Below are 9082 nucleotides of genomic sequence, written 5' to 3' on the forward strand. Positions count from 1 at the left end.
TTTACTAAAATGGCAATATAGTATTAAAGCGTAACCCATATAAAAGAATCCACATCCAAACCCTTAACCAAGAAAAGTCGGCTAGACCTACTACAACATAAAAAGACTACTTCCTATTAATATGAAAGTAGTCTTTTTTTAGATTTTGCAGTAATAGCAGAACATCATTCCACTATATTTTAAAAATCCATATCTATAACTTCTTTAATAGTCCCTTTAACTTGATCACTTTCGAGCAATTGTCCTTCTTTAAAATCATTCACTTCTTCCGCAGGTTCCAAAGCAGGATGAAACTTGTTTGGATTGGGAGGAACAACTGGACGGAAAACACGTTCATTTTTAAGCAAGCTGATCTCATCTAATAAATCGCTTCGAAGGGAGTTTAACAAAGTTTTGAATTCTTGCTTGTCTAATTTTTGCTCACCAAGTTTCGTGACAAAATCACGCAACTCGTTTGCTTGGCCAGCCCTCCTCTGATCAGCATCAACAACAAGACGGGAAGCAAATTCTTGTTTAAGTAAGTTGATTTTACCTAAAAACTCTTTACGTAGTGTATCAACTAAGGCTATGTTCTCTTCTTCCTTGTCCAATCTATCTACATCTTGCTCAACTAGCTTCGTAATATATTCCTCCAGCTGATTTGCTTTTGCCTTTTGCTCGAGAATTGAATACACCTTTGGAGAAATTTTCGAAGTTTCTAAATTTAACATTACAGGTTCGTCATTTCTTCCTGATTCCTTTTTCATTAATCCAACCACATCCGTTTGGAGATTAACAGCGGATATAAAAAAGTTCGATAGTGCGTAAAAAGGTGCAATCATCTGTGCACCTAGATTTGAATACATATTGTTTAAATTGCCAGCCAACTTTTCACCATGAAGATAATCTTTGTTGCTCATATGTTCTCCTCCTCTACTTAGGCGAAAACTACGTTTGTTTCATGCCTGCTTATAATTTCTAGACCATATAAATTTAACTTTCTTGTATCTGGAAGGAATATATGATTTTGCTCTCTAATTTCGGCTCCATACCTTATATCAATCGATTCTTGGATGAATCGTTTAAGGATGCTCGCTATTCCACCAATATAAACATATTTATAGACCTTATCTTTAGGAGAGGGGAATGTGTTTTCAATTTTCGTTATTAAAATTTGAGTGTATTCCCTTAATGACTCATGGATTTGCTCTGTGAGATCAACCTTTTTACCGCTATTTCCATCCATTTGTTCCATTTTTGTTTTTTCAATGTTATTGATAATGAATTCCTCTAGTGAACGAACATCATCAAAGTACTCGAGTAACTTTTCACTTCTTAGTTTTTCAATGTGTTTTAGGTACGAAATATCAGCGAAGCAGTTCAATGATTCCCTGCTCTTAGGAGCCTGAAGTCCTGATTGAAGCAAGGCAAGATCAACGGTCCCTCCTCCTAAATCCACAATTAGAGTTTCATAGTTTTGAAATGAATTTGCTTCCTCACGATCTTGTAAATCAAAATCTTTTTTTATTGCCCAACGAGCAACTTCACTTTCAATCCGACATTTGCTTGTTTCGACGTGAATGGATACAACTCTCTCAAATCCGGGAGTTAAAATCGTTACATGGTGCTCCCCTTCAAATCGGCTTGCCATTTTATTTTGCATATCACTGAACTTGTTCGTTTTCTTAAGCAGCCAAATTGGGAGCATAGTTGAAAAATAATTAATGTTCACTCGATTATCTTCTTTGCCGTTTCCTTTTATTACATTGTAATAAGCAACTGATGCAAGGAACATCACATTGGGAATCTCAGATTCCGTTTTATCATGAAGTTTGTTGATATGAATGTTTCCTAACACTTGTTTTTCCGCTGAATCGCCCACTAGATAATATTTCTCTACACCGTCTATCGTTGTTGAAATCAGTAAACTTTGTAAAAGGGATTGGGGATCATGGAAAGTAGACGGAAAGTGGCCGTCTGCCTTTTCCTTTGTTATTTCTACTACATTTGTAGGAATCTCAAAATAATAACCGTCCACAAGGGTTTGAAAGACCGAATTACCAAAATCGACATTTTGACGTTTTATATCCATTATTTCTCCTCTTTTCCTGCTATTTCCTCATAATAATTATATATTTTTCTGTTTTATTTGTCTAAAGTTGTTTATAAATTTAGATTAGTGAAAAAATGCATTTGCTTTCTTTATGTATTTCCCCTCTATTAAAACGGTTCTTCACACCAAATTATTCCAAACGTTCAAAAACGTTTATTCCATTATCTTAATTCATCCAGAGATTTCGCCACTGGGTGGGAGGTTTCCATTCAACTTCCTTAAACAGTGCTACCACAAAAATAGTAATTTATTTTATATAAATGAGGAATCTAAAGCATAAACGACAAGAAGCCTTAAATTTAAACAAAAAATGAGGAAGAGCTTAACAGAGGACAACTAATGATAAACCGCACAATGAAAAATCACCGTGCGGTTTTTATTTTTTATATGTAGATTGGAGGGCTGCCTGGAAATCGAACCCAACAGACCTGGCACGCTGTTCTCAAACTGTTTTGAAGACTGTTTTATGTCGAACATTGGTAATAACAATCATACAAAAAATCAATTCAGAAGAAGCTGTAATTTTTAGATTCCATTCTTCATAGATAATAATCTTTTATTTAATCTAGGAGTATACATGACCAAGAATCCCGAACGCCCAAACGTGTATAGAATAAAAGCCAGCCATAGGCCATGATTATGCCAGATAGGTGTTGCCGTAATTTGTATAAGGATATAGAGGATCATTGCGTAAATCATAGAGTTTCGAACCGGAGCAATATCAGTTGCACCTGTGAAGACACCATAAATGACAAGGCCAAAACACGCAGCAAACGGGTAAAGGATAAGCCATGTTCCATAGGTAGTTGAAAGTTCGATTACCCTTGGTAGATTAGTAAATAGCGCAATAATTTGTTCTTGAAATAATCCATAAATACAAGCGATAACAATAGCCGTAATCACCGACCATTGCTTTGATAATGTAAGTGTTTTTTTATATAATTCCCTGTCCTTTGATCCTACTGCTTTGCCGACGAGAATACTCGTGGCATTGGCAAACCCATCAAAAAAATAAGCCATGATGTAATGAATTTGAAATAGAACCGCATTGGCAGCTAATAAGTCTGTTCCAAACGAAGCACCTTTTGCTGTAAACATATTAATAACGACTAATAAACAAATCGTTCGAATAAACAAATCCTTGTTCACGTTAAACATCTTTTTCATAGACTGTGTATCTATAAGTTCCTTGTAGGATGGTAACCTCCATTCAAACGGTGATGCCTTCCTCACAATGAACATCCCTACTATAAAGGCTGTCACTTCCGCAATCAAAGCGGCAGCAGCGACCCCTTTTACAGCAAAAGAAAAGATATGGACAAAAAGAATGGCCAAGGTCATATTCAACACATTCATTAACACCTGTAAACATAATGATTCTTTAATCTTTGCCATGCCCATTAGCCAGCCAAGGATCACATAGTTGAGCAAGGTAAAGGGTGCTCCCCAAATTCGAATTCGAAAATATTCAGCTGCAAACTTACTGACATCAGAATCGTTTGAAAACAAAATCATAGCTATATATTCTATCGGCCATTGTAATAGAATAAAACACACCCCAACCACAACAGCTAATAAAAATGGACGCGATAAAGCAAGTATTCCTTGGGCTTGATCGCTTGCCCCATTTGCTTGTGCGGCAAAAGCAGATGTACTAACCCGTAAAAAACCGAATACCCAATACAAAGTATTAAAAATAAGAGTACCGACTGCAACTCCTCCAATATAGGCCGCATCGGGAAGCTGCCCCACAACAGCTGTGTCTACAGCACCTAACAAGGGCGTAGTCATGGTCGAGATCGTTAGAGGAATCGCCAAAGTGAGGTACGCACGATGATTCATTAGGAATTTCCTCCTTCTAAAATTCAAAAAAAACACTAGCCCCGATTATGCAAATGAAATCGAGGCATTCGAGTAGTGTATATCATGTTTAAGTTAGACACTTCTAACCGAACGAAAACGCGGATGCTCGGCAAGGATTGAATCTCTCATCTCATTTACTACAGGATGTTTGGAAGTAAAAAACTGTGATTTTTCATCATAAAGCTCGACCAATTCTCCTTTTTCTAGTACACCAAATCTATCACTAATCGTATAGGCAGCTTTAATATCATGTGTAATAAAGAGATAGGATAACCCGAAGTCTGCTTTTAACTCCTTAAATAAATCTAAAATAAGGGTTTGATTCACCATATCTAGACTACTGACAGATTCGTCCAAAACAATCAGCTTTGGTTTAAGTGAGATGGCTCTTGCAATATTGATTCTTTGCAATTGGCCGCCGCTAAATTGATTCGGATATTTTTTTAAGTCCTCTTCACTTAGGCCTACCCTTTCTAATAATTCAATAACGGTTCGTTTTTGCTCAGCCACTGTTAGCTTTTCATAGTTTTCTAGCGGCTCTGCAATAATTCGTTCGGCCGTCATTCGAGGGTTGACCGATGAGTAGGAATCCTGAAAAACAGCCTGAAGATCACGGCGGATTTTTTGACGACTTTGCTTATCTGCCTTATAAAGATCTTGCCCTTGAAACAGAACCTGTCCAGATTGCGGCCGTTCCAGACCAAGAATCACTCTTCCTAATGTACTTTTACCAGCTCCGCTCGTACCAAGCAAACCTAAACAGGTTCCTTCCTCAATCGATAGTGAAATATTGGAAAGTATTTTTTTCGAACGATCTTTCCAGTTGAAAAGCGTTCGAGATCCATAGCTATGGGTTACTTCATTTAATTGTAATAAACTCATCTTTTCACCCCTTATCAATGCCTAAGTTAAGCTAAATGGATGGCAGGTTCATCTAAATTTAATATTGAGCGTGCATGTAAAAGCTTTTTTGTATACTCATGCTGTGGCTTATCAAATAGTTGGAATACACCAGCTTTTTCTACTATTCGACCATTCTGCATAACTGCAACTTTATCAGCCATTTCAGCAATGACACCGAGATCATGGGATATTAATAATATGGCTGAACCATATTCAGAGCGTATTTTATCTAAGTGGTACAGTACTTTCTTTTGATTATTTACATCAAGTGCCGTTGTCGGTTCGTCGGCAATAATTACTGCAGGATGTAAACATGCTGCAATAGCAATCATCACCCGTTGAAGCATACCACCACTCAATTGAAAAGGATAGTATTTTAATAGTTTAACAGGATCTGGTAAGTTCACATGATGCAGCGCCTCAATGGCCAGCTCGGTTGCTTGTTTTTTATTCCATTGTGTATGTGAACGAATGGTTTCAATAAATTGGTGGCCAATTGTAAAAACAGGCGTAAAAGCGTTCATGGGATTTTGCATAATAAAGGCGATATCCTTGCCACGGATCTCACGCATTTCTTTCTCATCTAAACCATTCAATTCGCGTCCTTGTAATACGATACTGCCTTCCATGGTTGTCGTTTTCCGATTGAGAAGCTGAAGAATGGACATACTCGTCACGGTTTTACCACATCCACTTTCCCCAACAAGACCCAGTACTTCCCCACGCTTCAGTTCAAAATTGATATCCTCTACAAGTGTGGTAGCACCAGTTTTTGTTTTTACCTGTACATGTAAATCTCTCACTTGTAACACATTCGACTGTTCTGTAGTCAACATTCTCATTCCTTTTCATGATCGACGTTTGACACCGTAACGTTCGGATAACGCTTCGCCCAATAAATTGAAGGTCACAATCACGAGCATAATCATCAAACCTGGATAAAGCATTAATTCTGGATTCGACCGAATATATGACTTTCCTTCGTGAATCATCGCTCCCCATTCAGGTGTAGGCGGTTGTACTCCTAAACCAAGAAACGACATGGCGGATATATCCATGATCGCCCAACCCATTTCTAATGTACCCATGACCACAAGTGGCGGGAGCACATTTGGGACAATATGATTTTTAATGATTTTCCATTGCGAAGATCCACTTATTTTCGCAGCAGCTATAAAGTTTTGTTCCTTCAGACTAAGTGCCATTCCTCGGAACATTCTTGCGTAATATACCCACTGAACAAGCATTAACGCTATAATGACCTGCCGAAGTCCAGGACCGAAAATACCGACCAGACCAAGTATTAGGATAAGACTAGGAAAAGCCATCACACCATCACAAAATCTCATCAAAACTTGATCAACCCAGCCGCCTTTATACCCTGAGAAGGTTCCAACGATTAAACCAATCGCTAATGATGAAATGAAAATGAGCATGGCAAAGCCTAAGGAAATTCGAGCTCCAAATAAAAGGCGTGATAGGTTACATCTTCCTAAGTGGTCGGTCCCTAATGGAAATTCCCAAGAAGGAGGCTGTAGTTTATTAAGTAAATTGACCGCAATCGGATCATTTGGTGCTATCCACGGAGCAAATATCGCCATTATAAAAAGTATACCTAAAATCACCGAACATATGGGAATCACTTTTTGACTTATGAATACCTTCCGTATACTGGTTATCATCAGCGGTGCCCTTCTTTCCTGGATATGCGCGGGTCAATAAACATTTGAATCAAATCCACCAATAGGTTGCTAAAGATAAATAAACTAGCGGCTATGAGTACATAGCATTGAATGATAGGGATGTCACGGTTAAAAATTGCTTCTATAAAATAACGGCCAAACCCAGGCCAAGAAAAAACGGTTTCCACGATAATCGTTCCAGTCAGCAGTTTCCCAAGATTCATCCCCAGACCAGTAATCATCGGAGAAATGGCAATCCTTATGACATGCTTGGCCATAATGGTTTTTTCTTTTATTCCCCTTGTCCTTGCGAATAGCACATAGGGCTCTTGTAAATTTTCAAGAATGCTAGCACGCAACAATCTTGTGTACATTGCAATTAAAGGAAGAGCCAATGTAATAGAAGGCAATACAAGGTGTTGCCATGTTCCAAAGCCCTCAACTGGGAAAAGATCAAGTTTTACAGAAAAGAAAAAAATCAATAGATAACCTAGCCAAAAAGAAGGAATGGATGCCCCAATAAAGGAGAGTATGCGACTGAAATGATCAATCGTGCTGTTTTTCTTTACTCCTGCCAGAAAGCCAAGCGGGACACTGACAAGCACCGCGATGAATAAACTCCCTAGCGCTAGTTGAAGGGTTGCTGGTATTCGGTAGGTCACCTCGTTCCAAACGGGCTTATTCGAAACATAAGATATGCCAAAATCAAGTTGGCATATCTTCATAATTGAATTTACATATTGCATGAGGAAGGGTTGATCTAAACCAAACTCATGTCTTTTTTGGGCCAAGATTTCATCGGTCGGTTCGATATGGGATGCTGTTAAATAAGCCTCAGCCGGATCCACCGGTGAAAAGTGAATCATCCCAGTTGTTAGAAGTGCGGCCAAAAGAAAAACTGGGATTATGGACATTACTCGTTTTATTATATAAGTGCCCATGAAAAGCCTCCTACTGCTTACTCCTTGATGCTAATTCCTGTAAATGGATTTTCGTCACGATTCGCAGCGAATGAAAAATTAGTGACATTTTTTTGATAAATCGCTGTTTTCTTAATATAAGAAACAGGAACAATAGCTCCCTGTTCTTGCAATGATGTTAAAACAAATGTGTATAGTTGTTGACGTTCTGCTTCGTCAGTTGTCTGCGGTATCCGTGCGATTTGCTTTAGTAATTCCGCTTTGTTTGGATAGGCTGAAATAGCTTCATTAAATCCAAAGCCTTCTTTTGCCACAATGTTTATAAATGTATGAGGATCATATGGAGCACCGTAGTTACTAAAGAAATTAATATCAAACTTATTATCTTTAAATCTTTGAACTTGAACTGCAAGCTCTACCCCAACAATATTTAATTTTACACCAATGGCAGCCCATTCTGATTGCAGCGTTTCTGCCATTGCTTTTTGAATAGATTCTGCTGAATCGTACATCATCTCAATTTCAAGCGGTTTTCCATCTTTTTCACGAACGGTTTTCCCTTTAGGAAGTTTCCAGCCTGCTTCGTCTAATAACGCTTCTGCTTTCTTAACATCATATCCAATCTTCGTCACATCAATTTCGGAAGTATAAGGCAAGTTTGTTGGTAGAATAAAATCTGCTGCTTCTTCTAATCCAGAAGTGATTCCTTTCACCATTGCCTCTTTATTAAATCCATAATGTAACGCTTGGCGAACACGTTCATCAGAAAGCTGTTCTCTGTTTGTATTCATAACAAGCTGTCTTGTAGCGACTGGCTCAGAAATGCTAGTTTCATATTTATCAGTTGATTCTAATTGTTTGAAAGCGTCTAAACTGATCACACCTTCTCCGTAAATTAAATCTAGTTCACCTTTTTCAAACGCTAGTACTCTCGTTTCTGCATCAGGAATGACTTTCACTTGAATTTTTTCTACTTTTGGAAGTTCACCCCAATAGTTTTCGTTTCGTTTGAAGATCGCATATTCATCCGCTTTATGCTCTTCCAAAATCCAAGGACCTGTACCAACTGGTTTCACAATTCCTTTTGAAGTATCACCGTTTTCAGGGAATCCAGCTTCACCTAAGAAACGAACTGGTCGAACAACAGCTAGTTCCTGAATCGTAGGATAATAGGCTTCCTTTAATGTCATTTTAAACGTGTTTTCGTCGATAACCTCTGTATTAGCTATTTTCGAAAGGAAACCCAACCAACTATGTAATTCCATGTGTTTCAAAATGGTATCAAAATTCTTTTTTACTATTTCTGCATTAAATTTTGATCCGTCAGAAAACTTTACATTTTGACGAAGATGAAATGTATATACTTTTCCGTCTTTAGAAATTTCCCATGACTCAGCAAGACTCGGCTTTAGCTCTCCCCCAACTCCGTAACTTACTAACGGTTCATATACCATTGACTGAGCAAATAATTGTGAAGGATTATACACATGGGGATTCATTTCACCCACATCCCTCGCCCAAGCGATCGTAAGCATATTGTCTTTTTCGTCCACTGAGGTTGAAGTTTCATCACTAGGATTTGTACATCCTAGTAAAAACGTTGATAAAAGTAAGATAAATAT

At 38.0% G+C, this 9082-nt stretch carries 8 protein-coding genes; all 8 read right to left on the reverse strand.

All coding sequences use genetic code 11. The annotated features are described in order from the left end of the window. Positions 1 to 179: 179 nt before the first annotated feature. Positions 180 to 899, reverse strand: a complete 720-nt coding sequence (locus tag V7659_RS11985) for a hypothetical protein (protein WP_335540218.1) — start codon at positions 897 to 899, stop codon at positions 180 to 182. Between the two features lie 17 nt (positions 900 to 916). Beyond that, positions 917 to 2071, reverse strand: coding sequence for a ParM/StbA family protein (locus V7659_RS11990; protein WP_335540219.1), 1155 nt, complete (start codon positions 2069 to 2071; stop codon positions 917 to 919). A gap of 546 nt (positions 2072 to 2617) precedes the next feature. Then, positions 2618 to 3934: an MATE family efflux transporter gene (locus tag V7659_RS11995; protein WP_335540220.1), complete on the reverse strand. Its 1317-nt coding sequence runs from the start codon at positions 3932 to 3934 to the stop codon at positions 2618 to 2620. A 93-nt stretch (positions 3935 to 4027) separates the two neighbouring features. Continuing rightward, on the reverse strand, positions 4028 to 4837 hold the full coding sequence (gene nikE, locus V7659_RS12000; protein ID WP_335540221.1) for a nickel import ATP-binding protein NikE: 810 nt from the start codon (positions 4835 to 4837) through the stop codon (positions 4028 to 4030). A gap of 26 nt (positions 4838 to 4863) precedes the next feature. Next, on the reverse strand, positions 4864 to 5691 hold the full coding sequence (gene nikD / locus V7659_RS12005) for a nickel import ATP-binding protein NikD (protein WP_335540225.1): 828 nt from the start codon (positions 5689 to 5691) through the stop codon (positions 4864 to 4866). 15 nt (positions 5692 to 5706) lie between these two features. After that, on the reverse strand, positions 5707 to 6540 hold the full coding sequence (gene nikC / locus V7659_RS12010) for a nickel ABC transporter permease subunit NikC (RefSeq protein WP_335540222.1): 834 nt from the start codon (positions 6538 to 6540) through the stop codon (positions 5707 to 5709). Further along, positions 6540 to 7481, reverse strand: a complete 942-nt coding sequence (nikB, locus tag V7659_RS12015; RefSeq protein ID WP_335540223.1) for a nickel ABC transporter permease subunit NikB — start codon at positions 7479 to 7481, stop codon at positions 6540 to 6542. Before nikB ends, nikC begins: the two co-directional genes overlap by 1 nt. A 17-nt stretch (positions 7482 to 7498) precedes the next feature. Beyond that, positions 7499 to 9082 (reverse strand): nickel ABC transporter substrate-binding protein (gene nikA / locus V7659_RS12020; protein WP_335540224.1); only part of this gene is annotated, 1584 nt, incomplete at its 5' end.

The sequence above is a fragment of the Neobacillus drentensis genome (genome assembly GCF_036966985.1).
In the GTDB taxonomy this organism is placed as follows: domain Bacteria; phylum Bacillota; class Bacilli; order Bacillales; family Cytobacillaceae; genus Neobacillus; species Neobacillus drentensis_E.